The 21724-nt window shown below is 71.0% G+C and carries 25 protein-coding genes; 13 read left to right on the forward strand and 12 right to left on the reverse strand.

Annotated elements, in window-relative coordinates:
* Positions 1-492: 492 nt before the first annotated feature.
* The gene (locus tag ACZ63F_RS34310; protein WP_469717155.1) at positions 493-690 is read left to right on the forward strand and encodes a hypothetical protein; all 198 of its coding nucleotides are present in this window, start codon (positions 493-495) and stop codon (positions 688-690) included.
* A 47-nt stretch (positions 691-737) separates the two neighbouring features.
* On the opposite strand, the gene ACZ63F_RS34315 is transcribed toward ACZ63F_RS34310, so the two are convergent.
* From ACZ63F_RS34315 to ACZ63F_RS34325, 3 genes are all read right to left on the reverse strand, one after another.
* Positions 738-1310, reverse strand: coding sequence for a TRADD-N-associated membrane domain-containing protein (locus ACZ63F_RS34315; RefSeq protein WP_469717157.1), 573 nt, complete (start codon positions 1308-1310; stop codon positions 738-740).
* A gap of 302 nt (positions 1311-1612) precedes the next feature.
* Entirely contained in the window at positions 1613-2464 is an 852-nt protein-coding gene (locus ACZ63F_RS34320) for a helix-turn-helix domain-containing protein (RefSeq protein ID WP_469717159.1), read from the reverse strand.
* A 16-nt stretch (positions 2465-2480) separates the two neighbouring features.
* Positions 2481-3236 carry a DUF6879 family protein gene (locus ACZ63F_RS34325; protein WP_469717161.1) on the reverse strand — a complete coding sequence of 252 codons (756 nt, stop codon included), beginning with the start codon at positions 3234-3236 and terminating at the stop codon, positions 2481-2483.
* 173 nt (positions 3237-3409) lie between these two features.
* Between ACZ63F_RS34325 and ACZ63F_RS34330 the strand changes: the two genes are divergently transcribed.
* From ACZ63F_RS34330 to ACZ63F_RS34340, 3 genes are read left to right on the forward strand one after another with little or no spacing between them, the layout of a single operon-like run.
* Positions 3410-3616: a hypothetical protein gene (locus tag ACZ63F_RS34330; protein WP_469717163.1), complete on the forward strand. Its 207-nt coding sequence runs from the start codon at positions 3410-3412 to the stop codon at positions 3614-3616.
* A complete protein-coding gene (locus tag ACZ63F_RS34335; RefSeq protein WP_469717165.1) occupies positions 3613-3855 on the forward strand; it encodes a hypothetical protein in 243 nt (80 codons plus the stop codon). Before ACZ63F_RS34330 ends, ACZ63F_RS34335 begins: the two co-directional genes overlap by 4 nt.
* Complete coding sequence (locus ACZ63F_RS34340; RefSeq protein WP_469717167.1) at positions 3852-4037, forward strand: hypothetical protein; 186 nt, start codon at positions 3852-3854, stop codon at positions 4035-4037. The genes ACZ63F_RS34335 and ACZ63F_RS34340 overlap by 4 nt, the downstream gene beginning before the upstream one ends.
* 36 nt (positions 4038-4073) lie before the next feature.
* On the opposite strand, the gene ACZ63F_RS34345 is transcribed toward ACZ63F_RS34340, so the two are convergent.
* Entirely contained in the window at positions 4074-4505 is a 432-nt protein-coding gene (locus ACZ63F_RS34345) for a hypothetical protein (protein ID WP_469717169.1), read from the reverse strand.
* A gap of 150 nt (positions 4506-4655) precedes the next feature.
* Here ACZ63F_RS34345 and ACZ63F_RS34350 point away from each other — a divergent pair, with 150 nt between their 5' ends.
* Entirely contained in the window at positions 4656-5645 is a 990-nt protein-coding gene (locus ACZ63F_RS34350) for a hypothetical protein (protein ID WP_469717171.1), read from the forward strand.
* Positions 5646-5687: 42 nt separating this feature from the next.
* Here the strand turns inward: ACZ63F_RS34350 and ACZ63F_RS34355 are convergent, their stop codons facing one another.
* The 4 genes from ACZ63F_RS34355 to ACZ63F_RS34370 form a co-directional block, all read right to left on the reverse strand.
* On the reverse strand, positions 5688-6365 hold the full coding sequence (locus tag ACZ63F_RS34355) for a GntR family transcriptional regulator (protein WP_469717173.1): 678 nt from the start codon (positions 6363-6365) through the stop codon (positions 5688-5690).
* A 128-nt stretch (positions 6366-6493) separates the two neighbouring features.
* A complete protein-coding gene (locus ACZ63F_RS34360) occupies positions 6494-7441 on the reverse strand; it encodes a beta-ketoacyl-ACP synthase III (protein ID WP_469717175.1) in 948 nt (315 codons plus the stop codon).
* Between the two features lie 147 nt (positions 7442-7588).
* The gene (locus tag ACZ63F_RS34365) at positions 7589-7723 is read right to left on the reverse strand and encodes an MFS transporter small subunit (protein ID WP_256215692.1); all 135 of its coding nucleotides are present in this window, start codon (positions 7721-7723) and stop codon (positions 7589-7591) included.
* Positions 7698-9026 (reverse strand): OFA family MFS transporter, encoded by a 1329-nt coding sequence (locus ACZ63F_RS34370; RefSeq protein WP_469717178.1) that lies wholly within the window; start codon positions 9024-9026, stop codon positions 7698-7700. Before ACZ63F_RS34370 ends, ACZ63F_RS34365 begins: the two co-directional genes overlap by 26 nt.
* A 224-nt stretch (positions 9027-9250) precedes the next feature.
* On the opposite strand from ACZ63F_RS34370, the gene ACZ63F_RS34375 reads away from it, so the two are divergent.
* From ACZ63F_RS34375 to fdhD, 5 genes are read left to right on the forward strand one after another with little or no spacing between them, the layout of a single operon-like run.
* The gene (locus ACZ63F_RS34375; protein WP_469717180.1) at positions 9251-10222 is read left to right on the forward strand and encodes a 2-dehydropantoate 2-reductase; all 972 of its coding nucleotides are present in this window, start codon (positions 9251-9253) and stop codon (positions 10220-10222) included.
* Complete coding sequence (locus ACZ63F_RS34380) at positions 10219-12165, forward strand: molybdopterin oxidoreductase family protein (protein ID WP_469717182.1); 1947 nt, start codon at positions 10219-10221, stop codon at positions 12163-12165. Before ACZ63F_RS34375 ends, ACZ63F_RS34380 begins: the two co-directional genes overlap by 4 nt.
* 5 nt (positions 12166-12170) lie before the next feature.
* Positions 12171-13988, forward strand: coding sequence for an NADH-ubiquinone oxidoreductase-F iron-sulfur binding region domain-containing protein (locus ACZ63F_RS34385; protein ID WP_469717184.1), 1818 nt, complete (start codon positions 12171-12173; stop codon positions 13986-13988).
* A complete protein-coding gene (locus tag ACZ63F_RS34390; RefSeq protein ID WP_457684682.1) occupies positions 13985-14845 on the forward strand; it encodes a 2Fe-2S iron-sulfur cluster-binding protein in 861 nt (286 codons plus the stop codon). The genes ACZ63F_RS34385 and ACZ63F_RS34390 overlap by 4 nt, the downstream gene beginning before the upstream one ends.
* A gap of 7 nt (positions 14846-14852) precedes the next feature.
* Positions 14853-15701 carry a formate dehydrogenase accessory sulfurtransferase FdhD gene (fdhD, locus tag ACZ63F_RS34395; RefSeq protein WP_469717186.1) on the forward strand — a complete coding sequence of 283 codons (849 nt, stop codon included), beginning with the start codon at positions 14853-14855 and terminating at the stop codon, positions 15699-15701.
* Positions 15702-15797: 96 nt separating this feature from the next.
* On the opposite strand, the gene ACZ63F_RS34400 is transcribed toward fdhD, so the two are convergent.
* On the reverse strand, positions 15798-16628 hold the full coding sequence (locus tag ACZ63F_RS34400) for a LysR family transcriptional regulator (RefSeq protein WP_469717188.1): 831 nt from the start codon (positions 16626-16628) through the stop codon (positions 15798-15800).
* 138 nt (positions 16629-16766) lie between these two features.
* Between ACZ63F_RS34400 and ACZ63F_RS34405 the strand changes: the two genes are divergently transcribed.
* Positions 16767-17486 (forward strand): SDR family oxidoreductase, encoded by a 720-nt coding sequence (locus ACZ63F_RS34405; protein ID WP_469717190.1) that lies wholly within the window; start codon positions 16767-16769, stop codon positions 17484-17486.
* A 12-nt stretch (positions 17487-17498) separates the two neighbouring features.
* On the opposite strand, the gene ACZ63F_RS34410 is transcribed toward ACZ63F_RS34405, so the two are convergent.
* The gene (locus tag ACZ63F_RS34410; protein ID WP_469717192.1) at positions 17499-18026 is read right to left on the reverse strand and encodes an isochorismatase family protein; all 528 of its coding nucleotides are present in this window, start codon (positions 18024-18026) and stop codon (positions 17499-17501) included.
* Between the two features lie 16 nt (positions 18027-18042).
* Positions 18043-18483, reverse strand: a complete 441-nt coding sequence (locus ACZ63F_RS34415; RefSeq protein WP_469717194.1) for a MarR family winged helix-turn-helix transcriptional regulator — start codon at positions 18481-18483, stop codon at positions 18043-18045.
* Positions 18484-18626: 143 nt separating this feature from the next.
* Here ACZ63F_RS34415 and ACZ63F_RS34420 point away from each other — a divergent pair, with 143 nt between their 5' ends.
* A complete protein-coding gene (locus ACZ63F_RS34420; RefSeq protein ID WP_469717196.1) occupies positions 18627-19544 on the forward strand; it encodes a quinone oxidoreductase family protein in 918 nt (305 codons plus the stop codon).
* Positions 19545-19556: 12 nt separating this feature from the next.
* On the opposite strand, the gene ACZ63F_RS34425 is transcribed toward ACZ63F_RS34420, so the two are convergent.
* Positions 19557-20606 (reverse strand): bile acid:sodium symporter family protein, encoded by a 1050-nt coding sequence (locus tag ACZ63F_RS34425; protein WP_469717198.1) that lies wholly within the window; start codon positions 20604-20606, stop codon positions 19557-19559.
* Between the two features lie 159 nt (positions 20607-20765).
* Between ACZ63F_RS34425 and ACZ63F_RS34430 the strand changes: the two genes are divergently transcribed.
* The gene (locus ACZ63F_RS34430; RefSeq protein ID WP_352357638.1) at positions 20766-21629 is read left to right on the forward strand and encodes a LysR substrate-binding domain-containing protein; all 864 of its coding nucleotides are present in this window, start codon (positions 20766-20768) and stop codon (positions 21627-21629) included.
* Positions 21630-21724 lie beyond the last annotated feature (95 nt).

Here is a 21724-nt window from a genome sequence, read left to right on the forward strand (position 1 = left end):
GCGTCCTGCACCCCGCCACGACGTGCACACACCCAAGAAGACACAGCCAGCACGGGGACAAAAGAAGAAGTCGACCACCCCGAAGCCCCGCCGCACAGGTTAAAGATCAAGCTAGCAGGGTTCACGGCAGGCTTCAGCGTTGCTGCGTGGGCGTCCGGTTCGTGACAATCCGCTGGCTTGGCGGTCATCCGGGAGTTGACAGGCACGGGCTCCCAAGATCATGGAGTTCTCTACGCCCCGTGATCCAAGTGGAAGACCGTGACTGCCGACGCATCATCGCTGATCTCGCCTACCCTTGACCAACTGCGTGAGAATCCGCAGGTCGGACCCGAGGAGGTCCCGGGCCTGGTGGAGCGGCTGGCCGGGGTGCCGGACCCGCGTAACCCGCTCCCAAACGTCGGTGGGCCTCAGCTAGACCGCACGTATCTCACGTGGTTGGTCGGGCTGAGGTCTGACACCCGGTCCGATCACCCGGGGAAGGTAATCGGACCGTTGAACCTCCCTCTTGCCACCAGGGTGCTGATCGTCGTCGTCTGCGCCCTGATGTCCGTCATCGTCGCCATGGTGGCCACCTGGCTGAGCCACACCCCCGGCACGCCCGTCGGCCAAGCCGTCCTGTACGGCGGGGGCGCGTTCGCGGGCTGCCTCCTGCTGTGCCTGGCGGTGCTGTCGGCCCTCAAGGTGTTGTGAACGTGCGAGAGTCCCGGAGGTGCAGCCGGCACCCCGGGACTTCGCCATCAGCGGTCGGTCTCGCCCGGCTCGATCTCCTTGGACGGGTCCCCTGGAAGCAGTCGGTTCAGCATCGTGTCGGGGTCCGGCTGGATGTTCAGCGCCTTCAGGGCCGCCGCCGAGTTGAGTCGGTCTTTGACCCTCTGGTCTTGCACGCGGTCGATGAGCGTCGTTGCGGTTTCGAGCTGATGATCGGCATCGATCTTGGCCTCATTGGCTTCGGCCGCCTTGGTCAGGTTGGCCATGGCGCGCTTCGAGTGAAGCGCGAGCGCGCCGCCACCCGTCGTGATCAGTACGCCCGACAGGCTCGTCACCAAGGGCACGTACCCAGAACTGGCGCTACCCGCGTGTATCAGCGCCAGGACGGCACCGACGAGGATCACCACCGCACCGCCGGTCATGAAGTACACGCTCAGCCGGAACGTCCACTCGGACTGCTTCATCGCGTGCTTCAGGAACTCGAAGTGGAACTCCTGCCGCCTCTCGGGAAGACCCACCCGCACTTCAGGTGTGGTCCCAGCGGGAATCATGGTGCCTGGACCTTGGATGAAGACGTTGTTGACCTCGCTCGCTGCCTGCACTACTCGATGGCCACCCTGGGGGTCTACGGGACGACCGCCACCGGTGGCTGCCTCAAGCGCTTCTCGAATCTCAGACAACCGCATAGAGCTAGCAGAATCAGCAAACTGCCGCGCAGCAGCAAACCGCCTCGCTGCACGGGCCTCGGCCGAAAGAAGCTCTGGTGGAGGCCCTGTCTCCTCGGACCGGTCGTCCCCGTCGTCTGTCGTCGTCGCCATGTCCCGGCCCCCGATCGCACCACCTGACGCTCCGCCAACTCGGTTCAGAGTAACGCCGGGTAACGACAACGGGTCAGCCTTGAGCCTCAACGAGGGTTCAGGGCGCGGCGGGCCGAGTTGATGACGTTGTGGGCGTCGGAGCCGTAGACGGCGGACTCGCGCAGGGTGCGCCAGGTCCGGAGGTAGGTGTCGACGCTGGCTTCGTCATCGATCCACAGCTCGGCGTGCCAGTTCTCCACGATCACCCGACGGTCGTCGTAGATCCAGAAGGCGGTGGCCGGAGGGACCTTGAGGGACGCCGACAGCGGGATGATGCCCAGCTCGACCGTGTCCAGGCCGACGGCCCCGGACAGACGGTCGAGCTGGGCGAGAAGCACGGAGGGCGGGCAGACCAGGGCACGGAGGGCGGCCTCCCACAGGATGAGATGGAAGCGCTTCGAGGAGTCGTACAGGGCTTCCTGGCGCTTCATGCGGGAGCGGACGGCTTCCTCGGTATCGCGCGGCGAGCGCTGAAGCTCCGCGTACCTGGTGAAGATCGCCCGGGCGTAGTCGGGTGTCTGCAGAATCCCGAAGATCATGGAGGACTCCCAGCCCCGGAAGACCGAGGCGTCGGAGTGCGCGCCGAGGTGGGTGTCCTGCACCGGCTTGTGCCCCGAGGCCAGCTGCCGCCGCCACGACCGGATGTGCGACTCGAACCCACGGAGTCTGGCCAGCAGCTCGTCGTACGCCTCGGGCCGGCCGGTGGCGTCGGCCCACTTGCGCAGGTCGTCGCTCGTGGGCGTCTGCCTGCCGTTCTCCAGCTTGCTGACCTTCGACTTGTTCCAGCCGTACGCCTCGGCCAGCTGCTGACCGGTGAGCCGACCACCCGGCGCCGACAGTCGGAGTTCGCGCAGCCGCACGCCGAGCGCCTCGCGCGCCTGCTGGTAGTCCGTGCTCACCGGTCAGCAACCTGCCTTACTCCTTCGCGGCCAGCTGCGCCGCGACCTGTTCGTACGGGACCGCGTGGTGCATCGCCGCGTCCCGTGCCTGGGCGTACCGCAGGACCGCTGCGGGCTCCGTGATCAGCTCGACGTTGAGCAGGTTGTCGGCCGCGTCGAAGTTCAGCAGCGCCGCGAGCCGGGAGTCGAACAGCCAGAAGTCCTCGGCTGGCAGGCCGAGCCGGTCGGCGTCGGCGCGCCACAGGCTGGAGATCCGTTCACCGACAGCGCTGTTACGGCGCGCGTTGTCGAGGAGGTAGAGCTGTCCGGCGGTCGGCGGGTTGTCGATGATGCGGACGCGTTCGAACCGCTTGCCCAGCGCGGTCTGTTCCCGGCGTTCGGCGCACCATGCCGCGTCGACTCCGTCCCAGTTGACGGGCGCGCCACGGGTGAACTGGCCGTAGGTGTCGGTGACCTCGTCGGAGGCGTACCGGCGTCGCGTCTCCAGGCGCCAGGCCGTGTGCTCGAACTGGGTGAAGAGCCGGTCGAACTCGTCCAGGCCGATGATGTCCGGCACCCGGGTGACCTCCTTCGGGCCGAAGTCGACGAGCAGTTCGCGCGGCACCACGATGGGCACCTCGCCCTCGTTCAGGTGGCGGAGCTGGCCGATGTCCGCAGGGTCGGTGAGCGCCGGACCGTGCACGATGACCTCACCCGAGTCGAGATCCTCATGCACGGACGGGCACCCGTTGACGCCGCTGCCCGTGCCGTTGAAGCGCAGTCGACGCGCCATGATCAGTTCCTTTCGTCAGAGGACTGATCTCCAAAGCTTGTCCGAGTCCGGTGGCCGCCGACCCGGGTTCCGGCCGCCTTTATCAGCAACCTTCCGCAACTCGAGGGAGGCGTCAAGCAACTTCGAGAAACTCCCGTAGCGATCAGCCGTGGCCGGTTCCTAGCGTCCGGTTCATGGCACCGAAGAACACGCAGGACGTCACCGAGACGCAGGCGGCGGTGGAGGCTCTCAGAGTCGCCCTGGACTCAGCGGGGATCGTCTTCCCCTCGCTGAGGGTGGACCCGGCATCGCCCGGACTTCAGCTGGTCGAGCTGGGGCGGGTGCGCGCCGACGTCGCCGTACGCCTGGCCAGGGCACTGGGGAAGGAGCCTCGCGAGTGACCGCCGAGGAGGTCGAACCGCCGGCCGGCAGCCTGGTCATCGACACCGCCCGCGACCGCCTCGGGTACGTCATGGGACGGGAAGGGCCGTACGTCCAGCTGCGCCCCGTGGCCGGAGGGCGAGAGTGGGACGCCGACCCCGCTCACGTCCGCCGCGCCACGGACGAGGAGCGCTTGCGGGCGGTGGCCATGCGGACCCGCGCCATGAACTCGTTCAGCAGCGGCGGCATCTTCTCGTGACCGCCCGGACCGAGGACACCTCGACCATGTCCGCGGAGTGCGCCCTGGCCCACCAGCCCGGTTACTGGAAGGTGCACCAGGAGTGCCGCCAGACCCGGGACATCCCGCTTCCCCACGGCGGGGGCATCTTGCTCATACCCCGCTGCACCTGCTCCCACCACCGCTACGCCTCCCCCAAGTGACGCCCCCTCACCAACAGCGTGACCAGCTCCTGAGCCTCACCCCAAGTCACTCGGGCTTGCATGACCAGTGCCGCCAGACAGTCCTACCAGTGCGTCTACGGCCTCAGCAGCGTTCGGCGTGGTGAGTACGAGTACGGGGTCGGGCTTCCGGAGGAGGAGGCCGCTCCAGACTCGGAAAGCGGGACGGCCCTCCGGCCCGTCTGTGTCGAAGGAGATGGCCCCCTCCAGCTCGGTCACGTCTTGTGCGCCACACATCCAGAAGGTCGGGCCGTCCACGAACCGAAGAAAATTGTGGCTGGTGAACGGATACCACTGACTCAACACGCTCGCCCTGGCGGCCAGCACCAACTCCTCTGCGACCGGGGGAATCCACGAGTCGGTTCCTCGCACCGCGGCGTCGGCGGACCGCGCACATTCCTCCGTCCAGTCCCAAGCATCTGCCAGCGACCACGGGGTGTTCGTCTCCATCCGTCAAGTCTGGTTCGATGTGAGGCCGGTCGCCCGGAAACAGGAACAGGAGCCGCGAAATTCGTGCGCGCCGACCCCGCAGGGTCCCATAGGTTCCCTGCGGGGGCCCGCCCGAGGTGCTCCGGATTCGAGGGGTTCGAGGGGGCATCCATGAACGTGAAGTCGATACCGGTCAAGTCGGCGCCGAAGTCGCTGATGTGGGAGGGCGACGAACTGGTCTCCGCGGTCGGGGGCGGTCGGCGCTGGGACCGCGACGGGGTGGAGCACACGGCGTCCTTCACGTGGAGCTTCCCGTTCGACGCCGGGACCGCCTCGGCCTCGGGGCACTACTCCGCGGTGTACCAGGAGCGTGGCACCAAGGCGGTCCTGGTCGGCGGCGAACGGACCGTGCGGGAGCTGAACCGCAGCTACTACCACGCGCCGGACTACGACTACCCACTCGCCCTGGGCGCGTTGGGCGACGGGCGTGAGGTCGTCGTGCACTGCCCCGACGAGTACAACATCCTGCAGATCGAGGATGCCGCGAGCGGCGAGCGGCTGACCGCCGGCGGGCGGGAGCCGGAGGACGTCTTCCACTCCAGGCTGAGTCTGAGCCCGGACGGCCGGTACCTGCTCTCGGTCGGCTGGGTCTGGCAGCCCTTCGGGATGGCCCTGGTCTACGACACCGCGCTGGCGCTCAGCGACCCCGGCACCCTGGACGGCGACGGCCTGTTGCCGATATCTGCGGTCATGACCGCCGAGGTGACGGCGGGCTGCTGGCTCGACGCCGACCGGCTGGTCCTGGCGACGGGGGCCGAGGAGTGCTACGAGGAGGAGACCGCCGGGCTGCCGCCGCGCCACGTCGGGGTGTGGTCCGTGTCCGAGGGCCGCTGGCTCCACCGCAGCCCCGTCGCCGACGCCGACCCGGGTGTCCTGCTCCTGCCCCGCGGCGAACAGGTGATCTCGTTCCCCGGCCACCCGCGGCTGCTCGACCCGGTCACCGGGCGCATCGTGGCGGAGTGGCCCGAGGTCGCCGTGCCCGTCAAACCGACCTGCTTCGGCTACCGGCGCGTTCCCACCCCCGTCGCCGCCCTCCACCCCGACGGCACCCGTCTCGCCGTCGCGACGGAGGAGAGCATCGCTCTCATCACGCTGCCGTGAACCGCCCGGCCGGGACGGACACGGCCCGTGCCGTCGCCCGGGTCAGGACGTCGCCCGTTCGTGGTACGACCGCCGCGTGTGCTCCGTGTGTTCGCGCATCAGCGTCGTCGCCAGCTGCTCGTCCCGCGCCGTGATCGCCGCGATCAACTCGCGGTGTTCGATCCAGGACTGGCGGCCGCGCTGCCGGGCCACCGGCGTGTAGTACCAGCGGACCCGGCGGTCGACCTGGGCGGCGAGTTCGGCGAGGACGGTATTGCCGGCGAGGTCCATGATCTTGGCGTGGAACGCGGCGTTCAGGGCGACGGCTCCGTCCACGTCGTCCGCGGCGACCGCCTTCTCACCCTCGGCGCAGAGGGACTCGAGGGCGGCCACTCCCGCGCTGCCCGCGTTGGCGGCCGCAAGCCGGGCCGCCTCGGCCTCCAACAGCGTGCGCACGGTGAGGAGTTGGTCGGCCTCCGCCTCCGTCGGCTCGTGGACGAAGGCGCCCTGGGCGGGTCGCAGGTCCACCCAGCCCTCGGTGTTCAGCCGCTGGAGCGCCTCACGGACCGGCTGCCGGGAGACGCCGAGATGGCCGGCGAGTTCGCTCTCGACGAGGTGCTGGCCGGGCTGGAGGGCGCGGGTGGTGATGAGTTCCAGCAGCGCCTCGTAGACGCGGTCGCGGAGCGGTCCGGGGCGTTCGAGCCTGGGCACCGCGCCCTGCGGCAGTCCGGCTGACAACATCGGGTCCCCCTTCGGCAGACGCCCGTGACGAGCGGACACTCAGTATCGATTGTCTTTCGTCTACAGTCTACGGCGCACAGCCGCCAGAGGAAGCGGGAGTCGACCACGTCACACCGCGGAACGCGCTCTCAGGGGCAGCGCACGACCTGCCCCGCGTACGACAGGTTGCCGCCGAAGCCGAACAGCAGGATCGGGTCGCCGCCGGACACCCGGCCCTGTTCGACCAGCTTGGAGAGGGCGAGCGGGATGCTCGCCGCCGACGTGTTGCCGGATTCGGTGACGTCCCGGGCGACGACCGCGTTGACCGCGCCGATCTTCGCGGCGAGCGGCTCGATGATCCGCAGGTTGGCCTGGTGCAGCACGACGGCCGCGAGGTCGGCGGGTGCCACCCCGGCCCTCTCGCAGGCGCGCCGGGCGATGGGCGGCAGCTGGGTGGTGGCCCAGCGGTAGACGCTCTGCCCCTCCTGCGCGAACCGGGGCGGGGTGCCCTCGATGCGTACGGCGTGGCTCATCTCGGGCACGGAACCCCACAGGACCGGCCCGATGCCGGGTTCCTCGCCCGGTCCGCACGCCTCGACCACGGCCGCGCCGGCCCCGTCACCGACCAGGACACAGGTCGTACGGTCGGTCCAGTCCGTCACCTCGGACATCTTGTCGGCGCCGATGACCAGCGCCCGGGTGGCGGCGCCGGCCCGGACCGTGTGGTCGGCGGTGGCGAGCGCATGGGTGAAGCCGGCACACACGACGTTGACGTCCATCGCGGCGGGCTGCGGGATGCCCAGCCGGGCGGCGACGCGCGCGGCCATGTTCGGGGAACGGTCGATCGCGGTGGAGGTGGCGACCAGGACCAGGTCGATGTCCGCGGGGGTGAGGCCGGCCGCGGCGAGGGCCTTGGCGGCGGCGTGCGCCGCCAGTTCGTCGACGGGTTCGTCGGGACCCGCGATGTGCCGGGTGTCGATGCCCACCCGGCTGCGGATCCACTCGTCACTGGTGTCGACCATGCCCGCCAGGTCCTCGTTGGTGAGTACCCTGGCGGGCTGGTAGTGCCCGACGGCGGCGATGCGCGAGCCGATCATGGGTGGTGGAGCCCCCTCGTTGCCTCGGTGTGGGTCCACCAGTCTGTTCAGTGACTCACGGGTACGACGGCATGTGAGGCCACAGGAAACGGGCGCCCGAGTTGTCGGCTTCTTGCAGACCCTCGGACGCCCGGGCATTCCCGACGGTCACCCGTTGAACAGTTGGGTCGCTTTCTGTACGAGTTCGTAGACCCCGTAGGCGAAGGGAGCGCCCACCCAGACCCAGGCGACGGCGATCAGCCAGCGGCGGTCCGGCTCAGGCCGGCTGCTCTCGTTCGACATCGACGGCCTCCCTCGGGGCGGGGATGTGGTGGCGGGCATGGACGGGCCGGACCAGTTCGTTGGCGACGAAACCGACGACGAGCAGGCCGATCATGATGCCGAAGGACAGGGTGTAGAGGTCGGAGCCGTGCTTGCCGGCGCCCTTCTGGTGGTCGGCGATCCAGTTGACGATCAGCGGGCCGAGCACACCGGCGAGGGACCAGGCGGTGAGCAGCCGGCCGTGGATGGCGCCGACCTGGTAGGTGCCGAAGAGGTCCTTCAGGTAGGCGGGGACGGTCGCGAAGCCGCCGCCGTAGAAGGAGAGGATCACCAGGGCGCAGAGGATGAACAGGGGCTTGGAGGAGTCCCCGAACAGGGCGATGAGCAGGTACATCACGGCGCCCACGCCCAGGTAGACGCGGTAGATGTTCTTGCGGCCGATCAGGTCGGAGGTGGACGACCAGCCGATCCGGCCGGCCATGTTGGCGGCGGACAGCAGGGCGACGAACCCGGCCGCCGCGGACGCCGACACCGGGGTGGAGCTGTCGGCGAAGAAGTCCGTGATCATCGGGGCGGCCTTCTCCAGGATGCCGATGCCCGCGGTCACGTTCATGCAGAGCACGACCCACAGGCACCAGAACTGCGGGGTGCGGATCGCGCTGTTCGCGGAGACCTGCACGCCCTCGAAGGCGCTCGGCGCGTCCGCGACCGGCTTCTCGGTGCGCGGGACGCGGATCAGCAGGACACCGAGGGTCATGAAGACGGCGTACGACAGCCCGTGCACCAGGAAGGCGAGGGCGATGCCATCGTTGTCACTCCCGAAGGACGAGAGCATCTGCGCGGACCAGGGCGAGGCGATCAGCGCGCCGCCGCCGAAGCCCATGATGGCGATGCCGGTGGCCATGCCGGGCCGGTCCGGGAACCACTTGATCAGGGTGGAGACGGGCGAGATGTAGCCGATGCCGAGACCGATGCCGCCGACGAAGCCGTAGCCGAGGACGATCAGCCAGTACTGCTTGGTCTCGGCGCCGAGGGCGGAGATCAGGAAGCCGGAGGAGAAGCAGATCAGGGCCACCGTCATGGCCCAGCGCGGTCCGTTGCGCTCGACGAGGGTGCCACCGAACGCGGCCGACAGGCCGAGCATCACGATCGCGAGCTGGAAGGGCAGCGCGCTCTGGGTGCCGCTCAGGTTCAGGGCGGATTCGAGCGGCGGTTTGAACACGCTCCAGGCGTAGGCCTGGCCGATGGCGAGGTGGACGGAGAGGGCGGCGGGCGGGACGAGCCAGCGGCTCCAGCCCGGAGGTGCTACAGGGGGGCTGCTCATGAATCCCGAACGGTAGGGCCCCGCAAGGGTGGTTGAGAACCCGCGGGCTCGATCGTATGCGTTGAACGGTATCCAGAACGCGCCGAACGGTCACTGCCGGGACCCTTGTCGACCCCGACTCCATACTGTAGACAATATTTCGTCGACACCTTTCGAAGCGGCTCGGTCCTGGGCCGACTCCGAGACCACCTCCGCGGTATCCCTCAAACCGAACGGAGCGTTCCGTGAAAGTCGCAGTCCTCGGCGCCGGTGCGATCGGCGCCTACGTCGGTGCCGCGCTCCACCGCGCGGGCGCCGATGTGCATCTCATCGCCCGTGGACCCCATCTGGCGGCCATGAGGCAGTACGGAGTACGGGTGCTCAGCCCGCGTGGCGACTTCACCGCGCACGCCCACGCCACCGACGACCCGGCCGAGGTCGGCCCGGTCGACTACGTCTTCCTGGGCCTGAAGGCCAACTCGTACGCGGCGTGCGGGCCGCTGGTCGAGCCGCTGCTGCACGAGCGGACGGCAGTGGTCGCCGCCCAGAACGGCATCCCCTGGTGGTACTTCCACCGGCACGGCGGCCCCTACGACGGCCACCGCGTCGAGAGCGTCGACCCGGGAGGTGCGGTCAGCGCCGTACTCGCCCCCGAGCGCGCCCTCGGCTGCGTGGTCTACGCGGCCACCGAGCTCGAAGCCCCGGGCGTGGTACGGCACTTGGAGGGCACCAGGTTCTCGGTCGGCGAGCCCGACCGCAGCGTGTCCAAGCGCTGCCTGCGGTTCAGCGAGGCCATGCAGTCCGGCGGCCTGAAGTGTCCGGTGGAACCCGACCTGCGCAACGACATCTGGCTCAAGCTGCTCGGCAACATCTCCTTCAACCCGATCAGCGCGCTGGCCCGCGCCACGATGCGGCAGATGTGCCTGCACGGCGGCACCCGGCGGGTCATCGAGATCATGATGCGCGAGACGCTCGACGTCGCCGAGGCGCTCGGCTGCGAGGTCGGGATCTCCATCGAACGCCGGCTGGCGGGTGCCGAGAAGGTCGGCGACCACCGCACCTCCACGCTCCAGGACCTGGAGCGCGGCAAGCCGCTGGAGCTCGACGTGCTGCTCGCGGCCGTCGTCGAGCTGGCGGAGATCACCGGCGTGCAGGTGCCCACCCTGCGCACCGTGCACGCCATCTCGGACCTGCTCGCCCTGAGGAGCGCCGCATGAGGAGCACGACAGGCACGAAGAGCACCCAAAAGCGCGAACCGAAGACCTACACCCGTCTCACCCACCCGCTGGTCAGGGACTCCCGCGACGAGCCCTTCCGGCAGGCGAGCTGGGAGGAGGCGCTGGACCGCGCGGCCCGCGGCCTGGCGCGCAACCGCGACGCGTTCGGGATGTTCTCCTGCGCCCGCGCCACCAACGAGATGAACTACGTGGCGCAGAAGTTCGCCCGGGTGGTGATGGGCACCAACAACGTCGACTCCTGCAACCGGACGTGTCACGCGCCGAGCGTCGCGGGTCTCTCGGCGGCCTTCGGCTCCGGCGGCGGCACCTCGTCGTACGAGGAGATCGAGCACACCGACGTCATCGTGATGTGGGGCTCCAACGCCCGCTTCGCGCACCCGATCTTCTTCCAGCACGTGCTGAAGGGGATCAGGAACGGCGCCCGGATGTACGCCGTCGACCCTCGGCGCACCTCCACCGCGGAGTGGGCGGAGAGCTGGCTCGGGCTGAACGTCGGCACCGACATCCCGATGGCGCACGCGATCGGCCGGGAGATCATCCACGCGGGGCTGGTCAACGAGGCGTTCGTCGAGCGGGCGACCACCGGCTTCGAGGAGTACAAGGCCCTCGTCGAGCCGTGGACGCTCTCCCTCGCCGAGAAGGTGACGGGCGTACCGGCCCGCGCGATACGGGAGTTGGCGCACGCCTATGCCCGTGCCGAGCGCGCCCAGCTGTGCTGGACCCTCGGCATCACCGAGCACCACAACGGCACCGACAACGTGCGCGCCCTGATCAACCTCTCCCTGCTCACCGGTCAGGTGGGCCGCTGGGGCACCGGGCTGCAGCCGCTGCGCGGACAGAACAACGTGCAGGGCGGTGGCGACATGGGCGCGATCCCCAACCGCCTGCCCGGCTTCCAGGACATCCTCGACCCGGACGCCCGGCTGAAGTTCGAGTCGGCCTGGGACACCGTCATCCAGCCGCACTACGGGCTGAACCTCACCGAGATGTTCGAGGCGATGGAGGAGGGCACGCTCAAGGCCGTCTACTGCATCGGCGAGAACCCGGCCCAGTCGGAGGCCGACAGCGAGCAGGCGGTACGGCGGCTGCGGGCCCTCGACTTCCTGGTCGTCCAGGACATCTTCCTCACGAAGACGGCCGAGCTGGCGGACGTGGTGCTGCCCGCGACCGCCGGGTGGGCGGAGACCGAGGGCACGACGACCAACAGCGAGCGCCGGGTGCAGCGGGTGCGCCGGGCGGTCACCCCGCCGGGCGAGGCCCGGGAGGACATCGACATCATCTGCGAGCTGGCGGGCCGCCTGGGCCACGACTGGAAGTACGCGGACGCGGAGGCCGTCTGGAACGAGCTCCGCTCCGTCTCCCCCGACCACTACGGCATGACGTACGACCGGCTCGTCGAGCACCAGGGCATCCAGTGGCCGTGCCCGAGCACCGACCGCCTCGAACCCACGTATCTGCACGGCCGGTTGTGGGAGACGGACCCGGTCAGGCGCGGGACGCCGGCGCCGTTCGGGCTGGTCCGGCACGATCCGCCGGTCGACCTCACCGACGAGGAGTACCCGATCCGGCTCACCACCGGACGGCGCCTCGACTCCTACAACACCGGTGTGCAGAGCGGCGGTTACGCCTCTCCGCTGCGCCGCGGCGAGTACATCGAGCTGTGCCCCGAGGACGCCGAGCGGTACGGAGTGACCGTCGGTGAGGAGGTCCGGGTGTCGTCGCGGCGGGGCGCGGTGGTGGCGCCGGTCTGGGTCGACACGGCGCTGCGCCCCGGACTCGCCTTCATGACCATGCACTTTCCCGACGAGGTGGACACCAACCAGCTGACGATCGAGGCGAACTGCCCGATCGCGGGGACGGCGGAGTTCAAGGCGTCGGCGATCCGTATCGAGAAGCTCCCGGTCGCGACCATCGTGAGGTGACGTAAGTGGACCTGCACTTCGGCGACAGCAAACCGACGGACGACGAACGCGCCGCCGTCGACGCCCTCCTGGGCCCTCCGGAGTCCTCCTGGGAGGGCGCCGACCGCTCCGACGCGGACCTGCGGTGGGCGCGCGGCGGCCGGGAGGCCCGGGACCGCCGCGACCTGCTGCTGCCGGGGCTGCACGCGATCAACGACCGGATCGGCTGGATCAGCGAGGGCGCCCTCGGCTACCTGTGCCGCCGTCTGACCGTGCCCCCGGCCGAGGCCTACGGGGTCGCCACCTTCTACGCGATGTTCTCCGTCGGGCCCCGCCCGGCGACCGTCCTGCACGTCTGCACGGACCTCGCGTGCACGGCGGCCGGGGCGTCCGCGCTGTGCGCCGGGGTGGAGGGGGGCCTCGGCCCCGGGGTGCACGTCGAGCGCAGCCCCTGTCTGGGCCTGTGCGAGCGGGCGCCGGCGGCCCTCGCGATCCGGGCCGGGGATCCGGTGCGCACGGCGGTGGCGGCCCCGGCGACCGTGCCGACGGCCGTCCTCGCGGCCACCGCGCCCGACTCGGCGCCGGAGGAGCCGCCGGCCGAGGCGGCCGTACCCCAGGCGGGACAGGAGGGCCTGACGCTGCTGAAGCGGGTGGGCGTGGTCGACCCGGCGTCGCTCGACGACTACCGGGCGAACGGCGGCTACACCGCCCTGCGGCACGCCTTCGCGCTCGGCCCCGCCGGGGTCATCCGCGAGGTCACCGACTCGGGTCTTGTCGGGCGCGGCGGCGCCGCCTTCCCCACCGGCCGCAAGTGGCAGGCCACGGCCTCCCAGCCCGACCACCCGCACTACCTGGTCTGCAACGCCGACGAATCGGAGCCGGGCACCTTCAAGGACCGCGTGATCATGGAGGGCGACCCGTACTCCCTCGTGGAGGCGATGACGATCGCGGCGTACGCGATCGGCGCCCGCCGGGGCTTCGTCTACCTCCGCGGCGAGTACCCGCGGGCGACCCGCCGGCTGCAGCACGCGATCGACCAGGCACGCGCCCGCGGCTTCCTCGGCGAGGACGTCCTCGGGCAGGGCTTCGCCTTCGACATCGAGATCCGGCGCGGCGCGGGGGCGTACATCTGCGGTGAGGAGACCGCCCTGTTCAACTCCATCGAGGGGTACCGGGGCGAGCCGCGCTCGAAGCCGCCGTTCCCGGTGGAGAAGGGGCTGTTCGGGAAGCCGACGGTCGAGAACAACGTGGAGACGCTCGTCAACGTCCTGCCGATCCTGACGCTGGGCGCCCCGGCATACGCGGCGATCGGCACGGCGAAGTCGACCGGCCCGAAGCTCTTCTGCGTGTCGGGGAGCGTGGACCGCCCGGGCATCTACGAACTTCCCTTCGGCGTCACGCTCGGCGAACTCCTCCGACTGGCCGGAGTGCGGGAGAACCTGCGGGCGGTCCTGCTCGGCGGCGCGGCCGGGGGCTTCGTACGGCCCGACGAACTCGGCATCCCGCTCACCTTCGAGGGCACGCGGGAGGCGGGCACCACGCTCGGCTCGGGTGTGGTGATGGCCTTCGACGACACCGTTCCCCTCCCCCGGCTCCTCCTCCGCATCGCGCAGTTCTTCCGGGACGAGTCCTGCGGGCAGTGCGTGCCCTGCCGGGTCGGGACGGTCCGGCAGGAGGAGGCGCTGCACCGGATCGTCGAGCGCACCGGCGCGGCCGCGGCCGGGGACGTCGCCCTGCTGCGCGAGGTCGGCCGGGCGATGCGGGACGCCTCGATCTGCGGTCTCGGGCAGACCGCGTGGAACGCCGTGGAATCCGCCATCGACCGTCTGGGGGCGTACGAATGACCGTGACACCGCTGGGGATCCCGCGCCGGCTGCTGGAGTTCACGATCGACGGCGAGGAGGCGCGGGTCCCGGAGGGCTCGACGATCCTGGACGCCTGCCGGGCGGCCGGGAAGGACGTGCCCACCCTGTGCGAGGGCGACACGCTGCGCCCGAAGAACGCCTGCCGGGTGTGCGTGGTGGAGGTGGAGGGCGCCCGGACCCTCGTACCCGCCTGCTCCCGGAAGGCCGAGCCCGGGATGGTGGTCCGCACCGGCAGCGAACGCGTCCGGCACAGCCGCAGGATCGTCCTGGAGCTGCTGGCCTCCTCGGTCGACCTGTCGACGACCCCCCGTGCAGCCGAGTGGATCAAGGAGTACGAGGCGAAACCGGACCGCTTCGGCCCCGACGCGGCCCGCCTGAACGAGGAGCCCAGGGTCGACAACGATCTGTACGTGCGCGACTACGACAAGTGCATCCTCTGCTACAAGTGCGTCGACGCCTGCGGCGACCAGTGGCAGAACAGCTTCGCGATCTCCGTCGCCGGGCGCGGCTTCGACGCCCGGATCGCGGTCGAGCACGACGCCCCGCTGACCGACTCGGCCTGTGTCTACTGCGGGAACTGTGTCGAGGTGTGTCCCACCGGGGCGCTGTCGTTCAAGTCGGAGTTCGACATGCGGGCGGCGGGTACCTGGGACGAGTCGAAGCAGACGGAGACGACCACCGTGTGCGCGTACTGCGGTGTGGGCTGCAACCTCACGCTCCACGTGCAGGACAATGAGATAGTCAAGGTCACCTCGCCGCACGACAACCCGGTGACCCACGGCAATCTCTGCATCAAGGGCCGTTTCGGCTACCAGCACGTACAGAACCGGGGCTGATCAGACCATGGGACGAGTCACGGAACGACGCAAGGTCATCCGCATCCGCGACGGAGCGGTCTCCGCCCGGCCGGACACGCTCGTCGCCGAGGAACCGCTGGAGATCAGACTCAACGGGAAACCCCTCGCCATCACCATGCGCACACCCGGCGACGACTTCGCGCTGGCGGCCGGGTTCCTGGTGAGCGAGGGGGTGCTGGCGGCGGCCGGCGACCTGCAGAACATCGTGTACTGCGCGGGCGCCACGGTGGACGGCTCCAACACCTACAACGTGGTCGACGTGCGGACCACGCCGGGCGTCCAGCTCCCCGACTTCACCCTGGAGCGGAACGTCTACACGTCCTCGTCCTGCGGGCTGTGCGGCAAGGCGAGCCTGGACGCGGTGCGTACGACGGCCCGCTGGCCGATCGCCGACACTCCCCCGGTCCGGGTGGAGCCCGAGCTGCTCGCGAGCCTCCCCGACCGGCTCCGCGCGTCGCAGCGGGTCTTCGACCGGACCGGGGGGCTGCACGCGGCGGCCCTGTTCGCGGAGGACGGCGAGCTGCTGGACATCCGTGAGGACGTGGGCCGGCACAACGCGGTGGACAAGCTGGTCGGCCGGGCCCTGCAGAACGGCGGCCTGCCGCTGTCCCGGACGATTCTGCTGGTCTCCGGGCGGGCCTCCTTCGAGCTGGCGCAGAAGGCCGTGATGGCGGGCATCCCGATGCTCGCGGCGGTCTCGGCGCCGTCCTCGCTGGCGGTGGACCTGGCGTTGGAGACCGGGCTGACCCTGGTCGGTTTCCTGCGCGGCAGCAACATGAACGTGTACGCGGGCGAGGACCGTATCGCCCTGCGGGCCGCGGCCGCCCAGGGCTGACCCGGTTCCCCGCGGCACGGCGGCGGGGCCCCGACCGGCGGGGAGCGCCCCCTGCGCCGCAGGGGCCCCGCCTCAGCCCGAGCCAGGCGCCCCGCCTCAGCCGGAGCCGGGCGCCCCGACGCCCGCCGCGGCCTCGGCGAAGTCGGCGACCAGCGCGGTGCGGCGGCCGGCCGCCCAGGCCAGCAGCACCCGGTCGGGTTCGGCGTCGACGACCGGGACGTAGACGATGTCCGGGCGGGAGTACTGCTCGGCGGCCGAGCGGGGCACCATCGTGATCGCGGTGCCGGCGGCCACGCACTCGAACTTCTCCTCGATGGTGCGCAGCGGCAGGTCGCCGGGGCGGGGGTCGTTGTAGCGCAGCCACGTCTCGCCGTCGAGGTCGGCGAGCGCGATCTCCTGCTTCCCGGCGAGCCGGTGCCGGTCCGGGAGCATGGCCACGCGGGGCTCGCTGTACAGGGGGCGCAGTTCGAGCCCCTCCCCCCGCACGGGGAGCCGTACGTAGGCGATGTCGACGGTGCCGTCGAGGATCAGCTGTTCCTGGTCGTCCCACTCGACCCGGAGGGCCCGCGCCTCGACGTCCGGGTGGGCCGCGCTGAAGACCCGCAGCGCCTCGGTGACCACGACACCGGCGCGGAAGCCGACGACGAGGCGCCGCCGGCCTCGAGCGGCCTGCACGACCCGGCGCCGGGTGCCGTCGGCGAGGGCCAGCAACTGGCGTGAGTCCTCGTGGAGTTGATGTCCGGCGTCGGTCAGGGTCACGCCGTGGCTGTCCCGTACGAACAGCTCGGCCCCCAAGTCCTTCTCCAGGGCCCGGACCTGACGGCTCAGCACGGGCTGGGCGATGTGCAGCCGTTCCGCCGCCCGGCCGAAGTGGAGGAGTTCGGCGACCGCCGCGAAGTAGCGGACCTTGCGCAGATCCAGGTCCATGACCGCGGCTCCTTCCCGATGGCGATGTCTTCAGGGTATCGCCGGCGCCGAAAGAGGTCTTGGACGGCCGATGCCGCGGGACCGCAGGCTGGAGACGTCCGAACGGGACGGAACACCGGCTTGGAAAGGAGATCAGCCATGGGTCTGCAGGGACAGCGTGTCGTGGTCATCGGGGGCACCTCGGGTATCGGCCTCGCGGTCGCCGAGGGCGCGGCACGGGAGGGCGCGCGGGTGACCGTCGCGTCGCGGCGGCAGGAGAGTGTCGACGCGGCGCTGAAGGTGCTGCCGGAGGACGCCGAGGGGCAGGTGCTCGACGCCACGGACGAGGACGCGGTGCGCGCGTTCTTCACGGGGATCGGGGAGTACGACCACCTGGTGTACACGGCCGGTGAGTCGATCCTGCTGGAGACAGTGGCCGACACGGACATCGCGGCGGCCCGGGGCTTCCTGGACACCCGGCTGTGGGGTGCGTACGCGGCGGTCAAGTACGGCGTGGGGTCGATCCGCGCCGGTGGGTCGGTGGTGCTGACCACGGGGACGGCGGGGCACAGGCCGCTGCCCGGTTCGAGTGTCGCGTCGGCGCTGTGCGGGGCGATGGAGTCGCTGACCCGGGCGCTGGCCGTGGAGCTGGCGCCGGTGCGGGTCAACGTGGTCTCGCCGGGCGTGGTGCGCACCGAGCTGTGGCGGGGCCTGCCGGAGGCCGTCCGGGAGGAGCTGTTCCGGTCGTCCGCCGAGTCGCTGCCGGTGGGGCGGACGGGCGAGCCGGCGGATGTGGCGGAGGCGTACCTGTACCTGATGCGTGGGGGGTACAGCACGGGGTCGGTGGTGGTCGTGGACGGCGGCGGGACGCTGGTCTGAGCGACCGGGCGGTCAGGCGGGGGTGAGGCGGACGTCCGCGGCGGTGACGACCGTGCCGAGGCGCGGGAAGTCGAGCCGGACGGACGCCTCGTGCTCGGGGCCGGTGAGAGCGGCCATGGCGTCCTCGACGAAGACCAGGTCGTAGCCGAGGTCGGCGGCGGCGCGGGCGGTGGACTCGACGCCGAGGTTGGTGGCGATGCCGCCGAACACCAGCCGGGTGACGCCGAGCGCGCGGAGCCGGGCGTCGAGGTCCGTGCCCTGGAAGCCGCCGATCGTCCGCTTGACGACCTCCACGTCCCCTTCCTTCCGCAGTCCGGCGACGAGTCCGCTGCCCGGCGGCTGCTCGGCGAGCGAGGGCCGTTCGACGCGGATCAGCACCACGGGCGCGCCTGCGGCGCGGAAGGTGTGGGCGAGTTCCTCGGCGGTGTGCAGGACTTCGGTGCCTTTGCGGGGCTCCAGGGGCAGCGCGACGATGCGGTCCATCAGGTCGACGAGGACGAGGGCCGTGCGCGCCGGATCGAGCGCCAGGGGTGCGGTCATGACGGAACGTTAGCCGTCATGAGCCGTCCGTACCGGAAATCCGGATCAACAGGCCCGTGAACTGGTCGCGTTCGGCAGCCGACAGCGGGGCGAGCAGCGCGTCGTTGGCCTCGCGGGCCGCCTGTTCGCAACGGCCGAGGAGACGGTCGCCCTCTTCCGTGAGGGAGACCGCGTTCTTCCGGCGGTCGGCGGGATCGGGTGCGCGGACGACGAGTCCGGCGGCCTGGAGGTCGTTGAGGACGCCGACCAGGTCCTTGGGGTCGAGGGACACGGACCGGCCGAGGTCGGCCTGGGCGACCGGGGCGAGGTCGCGGACGGCGGAGAGCACCACGTGGTGCCACATCCGCATGCCGTGTTCCGCGAGCGCCTCGGCGACGAGGGCCCGACCTCGGGCGGCGGCCCGCCCGAGCAGCCAGCTGGGCAGGGAGCGGATGGCGGGGAGGGGGGCTTCCGGCATGGGGGCAGCGTAGCGAAGAAGTCATTGGGGACCCCAACGGCACGGCCTCCCCGGCGCTCCGCCGCAGGAAACCATTGGACCTCCCAATGACTTTCTCCATATCATTGGAACTCCCCACGACATCTGTGTGCTGCGGAGGTGCGATGCGTCGCGTCCGGTACGAGTCCCCCGGCGGCCCCGTTTTCCTGGAGGAGGCCCCCGTCCCCGAACCCGGCCCCGGAGAGCTGCTCGTCCGGTGCGAGGCGGTCGGGGTCACGCTGCCGGTGGTCCGCAAGGTGACCGAGGCGCCGGAGCCGATTCCGCTGGGCGGTGAGATCGCCGGCGAGGTGCTGGCGGCCGGCGCGGGCGTCACCCGGTTCCGCACCGGCGATCGGGTCACGGGCCTGTGCTTCGGCCACGGCTATGCCGACTTCGCCCTGCTGCAGGAGACGATGGCCACCGCGGTCCCCGCCACCGCGTCCGCCGTCGACGCCGTCGCCCTGGTCCGCAGCGGCCTGGTCGCCCTCGGCGCCCTGACGGCGGCCCACCCCGAACCGGGCGAGACGGCCCTGCTCACGGCGGCGGCGAGCGGTGTGGGCCACCTCGCCGTCCAGCTCGCACGCGTGCGGGGTGCCGGCCGGGTGGTCGGCGCCGTCTCCGACCCGGCCAAGGCGCCCTTCGTCCGCTCGCTGGGCGCCGACACGGTGGTGACGTACGCCGACGGCGACTGGGGCGCCCCGGCCGACTACGTGCTGGACGCGGTCGGCGGTGACCTGCTCACCCCGGCCGTCGCCGCACTGGCCCCGGGCGGCCGGCTGGTGGCGTACAGCTCGGGCGGCGGCACCGTCCGGGCGTACGACCTGCTGGCCGGCGCCAAGTCGGTCACCGGATTCCAGATGGCCCGCATCGCCCGCGAACGGCCGGCGCTGTACGAGGAGTGGCGTCAGGAGCTGTGGCGACTGTTCGCGGAGGGCACCGTACGGCCCGCCGTGCACGGGGAGTTCGCGCTCACGGAGGCGGCACAGGCGCACCGGGCGGTCGAGACCAGGGCAAACATGGGCAAGGTCGTGCTGATCCCCTGATGGGGGCGGGGCTCAGCGGCCGGTCGTCCCCGTGCCGACCGCCGGCCGCGACTGCGCCGCCGGAACGGGCGGCGACGCGGCCTCCTCCTGGGCCTCGGGGTCGCGGGCGCGGCGCTTGGCGATGATCGCGCAGACCATGAGCTGCATCTGGTGGAAGAGCATCAGCGGCAGCACGGCGAGCGAGGCGTGGGCACCGAACAGGACGCTGGCCATGGGCAGCCCGGAGGCGAGGGACTTCTTCGACCCGGCGAACTGGATGGCGATGCGGTCCCCGCGGCCGAAGCCGAGCGCCTTGGCTCCGTACCAGGTCAGCAGGAGCATCACGGCGAGCAGCACGGCCTCGACGGCGAGGAGCCCGGCCAGCCGGACCACGCTGACCTGGTGCCAGATGCCCCGGACCATGCCCTCGCTGAACGCGGTGTAGACGACGAGCAGGATCGAGCCGCGGTCGACCAGGCCGAGGATCCTCCTGTGCCGGGCGATGAAGTCCCCGATCCATCGGCGCAGCAGCTGCCCCGCGACGAACGGCACCAGCAGCTGGAGCACGATCTTCACGATCGAGTCGGCGGAGAACCCGCCCCCGCTGTTGCCGAGCAGCGCGGCGGCGAGCAACGGTGTGAGGACGATGCCGATCAGCGAGGAGAAGGACCCCGCGCAGATCGCGGCGGGCACGTTGCCGCGGGCGATGGAGGTGAAGGCGATCGACGACTGGATGGTGGAGGGCACCAGGGTCAGGAAGAGCAAGCCCTGGTAGAGCGGATGGGTGAGCAGGACAGGCACCAGACCGCGGGCCGCCACGCCGAGCACCGGGAAGACCACGAAGGTGCAGACGAGGACCGTGACGTGCAGCCGCCAGTGCCGCAGCCCGTCGACGGCCTCCCGCGTGGACAGGCGAGCTCCGTAGAGGAAGAAGAGGAAGGCGATCGCGGCCGTGGAGGCGCCGGAGGCCACGTCGGCGGCCGTGTCCCGGGCCGGGAGGAGCGCGGCGAGGCACACCGTCCCGAGCAGCAGCAGGACGTACGGGTCGATCGGCATCCAACTGGGCCAGCTCAGGCGTTTCACGGTGCTCCACTTGCGGGTCGGTCAGGATGTCGTGCCGGCGGACACGGCCGGGTTCTCGCCGGGGCCGGAAGGGCCCCCTCCATCGTCCTCCTCCGGCACTTGATCGGGAATCCGGTATACCACTCTGACTGCCATCGCGTTCCGCGATAACATGTTCGAGTGTACGACCCTTCCCAGCTGCGCACCTTCCTGGCCGTGGCCCAGACGCTCAGCTTCACCCAGGCCGCCCGGCGGCTCGGGCTGCGCCAGTCCACGGTGAGCCAGCACGTGCGCCGTCTGGAGGACGCGGCCGGCCGCCAGCTGTTCTCCCGGGACACGCACTCCGTGGAGCTGACCGAGGACGGCGAGGCGATGCTCGGGTTCGCCCGCCGGATCCTGGAGGTGCACGAGCAGGCAGCGGCCTTCTTCACGGGCACCCGGGTCCGTGGCCGGCTCCGCTTCGGCGCGTCGGAGGACTTCGTGCTGACCCGGCTGCCCGAGATCCTGGAGGGCTTCCGCCACGACCACCCCGAGGTGGACCTCGAACTGACGGTGGAGCTCTCGGGCACCCTGCACGAGCAGCTGGCCGCCGGGAAGCTGGACCTCGTCCTGGCCAAGCGGCGACCCGAGGACCCGCTGGGCGAGCTGGTCTGGCACGACGACCTGGTGTGGATCGGCGCGGAACGGCTCCGCCTGGACCCCGCACGCCCGGTCCCGCTGATCGTCTACCCGCCGCCGGGCATCACCCGCGCGCTGGCCCTGGAGGCACTGGAGCGCCAGGGCCGCGACTGGCGCATCGTCTGCACCAGCGGCAGCCTCAACGGCCTGCTCGCGGCGGCCCAGGCCGGCCTGGGCGTGATGGCCCATTCGAAGGGCCTGATCCCCCCGGGCCTGTTCCGCGTCCCGGATCGCGCGGGCCTGCCGGAACTGGGCAAGGTCGACTTCGTCCTGGTCCACGGCCCGAGACGCTCACCGGCCCAGTCGGCGGCCGACGCACTGGCGGCCGCAATCCTGACCAGCGGAGCCCGCCTGAGACGCCCGTAGCCGCAGCGCCCCGTCAGGGGCGCGGGGAACTGCGCGCGACCAGCCCCCACCGGCCCGCACGCTCACAACGGCCCCTCACACATCAGCTGCTTCAC

The sequence above is a fragment of the Streptomyces sp. NPDC104761 genome (genome assembly GCF_055583445.1).

Coding starts and splice junctions, on each gene's coding strand:
- ACZ63F_RS34380 (WP_469717182.1), top strand. CDS start 10,219: ATGAGGAGCACGACAGGCACGAAGAGCACCCAAAAGCGCGAACCGAAG.
- ACZ63F_RS34370 (WP_469717178.1), bottom strand. CDS start 9,026: ATGAGCAGCCCCCCTGTAGCACCTCCGGGCTGGAGCCGCTGGCTCGTC.
- ACZ63F_RS34410 (WP_469717192.1), bottom strand. CDS start 18,026: ATGACCGCACCCCTGGCGCTCGATCCGGCGCGCACGGCCCTCGTCCTC.
- ACZ63F_RS34400 (WP_469717188.1), bottom strand. CDS start 16,628: ATGGACCTGGATCTGCGCAAGGTCCGCTACTTCGCGGCGGTCGCCGAA.
- ACZ63F_RS34390 (WP_457684682.1), top strand. CDS start 13,985: ATGACCGTGACACCGCTGGGGATCCCGCGCCGGCTGCTGGAGTTCACG.
- ACZ63F_RS34405 (WP_469717190.1), top strand. CDS start 16,767: ATGGGTCTGCAGGGACAGCGTGTCGTGGTCATCGGGGGCACCTCGGGT.
- ACZ63F_RS34420 (WP_469717196.1), top strand. CDS start 18,627: ATGCGTCGCGTCCGGTACGAGTCCCCCGGCGGCCCCGTTTTCCTGGAG.
- ACZ63F_RS34345 (WP_469717169.1), bottom strand. CDS start 4,505: ATGGAGACGAACACCCCGTGGTCGCTGGCAGATGCTTGGGACTGGACG.
- fdhD (WP_469717186.1), top strand. CDS start 14,853: ATGGGACGAGTCACGGAACGACGCAAGGTCATCCGCATCCGCGACGGA.
- ACZ63F_RS34350 (WP_469717171.1), top strand. CDS start 4,656: ATGAACGTGAAGTCGATACCGGTCAAGTCGGCGCCGAAGTCGCTGATG.
- ACZ63F_RS34415 (WP_469717194.1), bottom strand. CDS start 18,483: ATGCCGGAAGCCCCCCTCCCCGCCATCCGCTCCCTGCCCAGCTGGCTG.
- ACZ63F_RS34355 (WP_469717173.1), bottom strand. CDS start 6,365: ATGTTGTCAGCCGGACTGCCGCAGGGCGCGGTGCCCAGGCTCGAACGC.
- ACZ63F_RS34360 (WP_469717175.1), bottom strand. CDS start 7,441: ATGATCGGCTCGCGCATCGCCGCCGTCGGGCACTACCAGCCCGCCAGG.
- ACZ63F_RS34325 (WP_469717161.1), bottom strand. CDS start 3,236: ATGGCGCGTCGACTGCGCTTCAACGGCACGGGCAGCGGCGTCAACGGG.
- ACZ63F_RS34330 (WP_469717163.1), top strand. CDS start 3,410: ATGGCACCGAAGAACACGCAGGACGTCACCGAGACGCAGGCGGCGGTG.
- ACZ63F_RS34365 (WP_256215692.1), bottom strand. CDS start 7,723: ATGTCGAACGAGAGCAGCCGGCCTGAGCCGGACCGCCGCTGGCTGATC.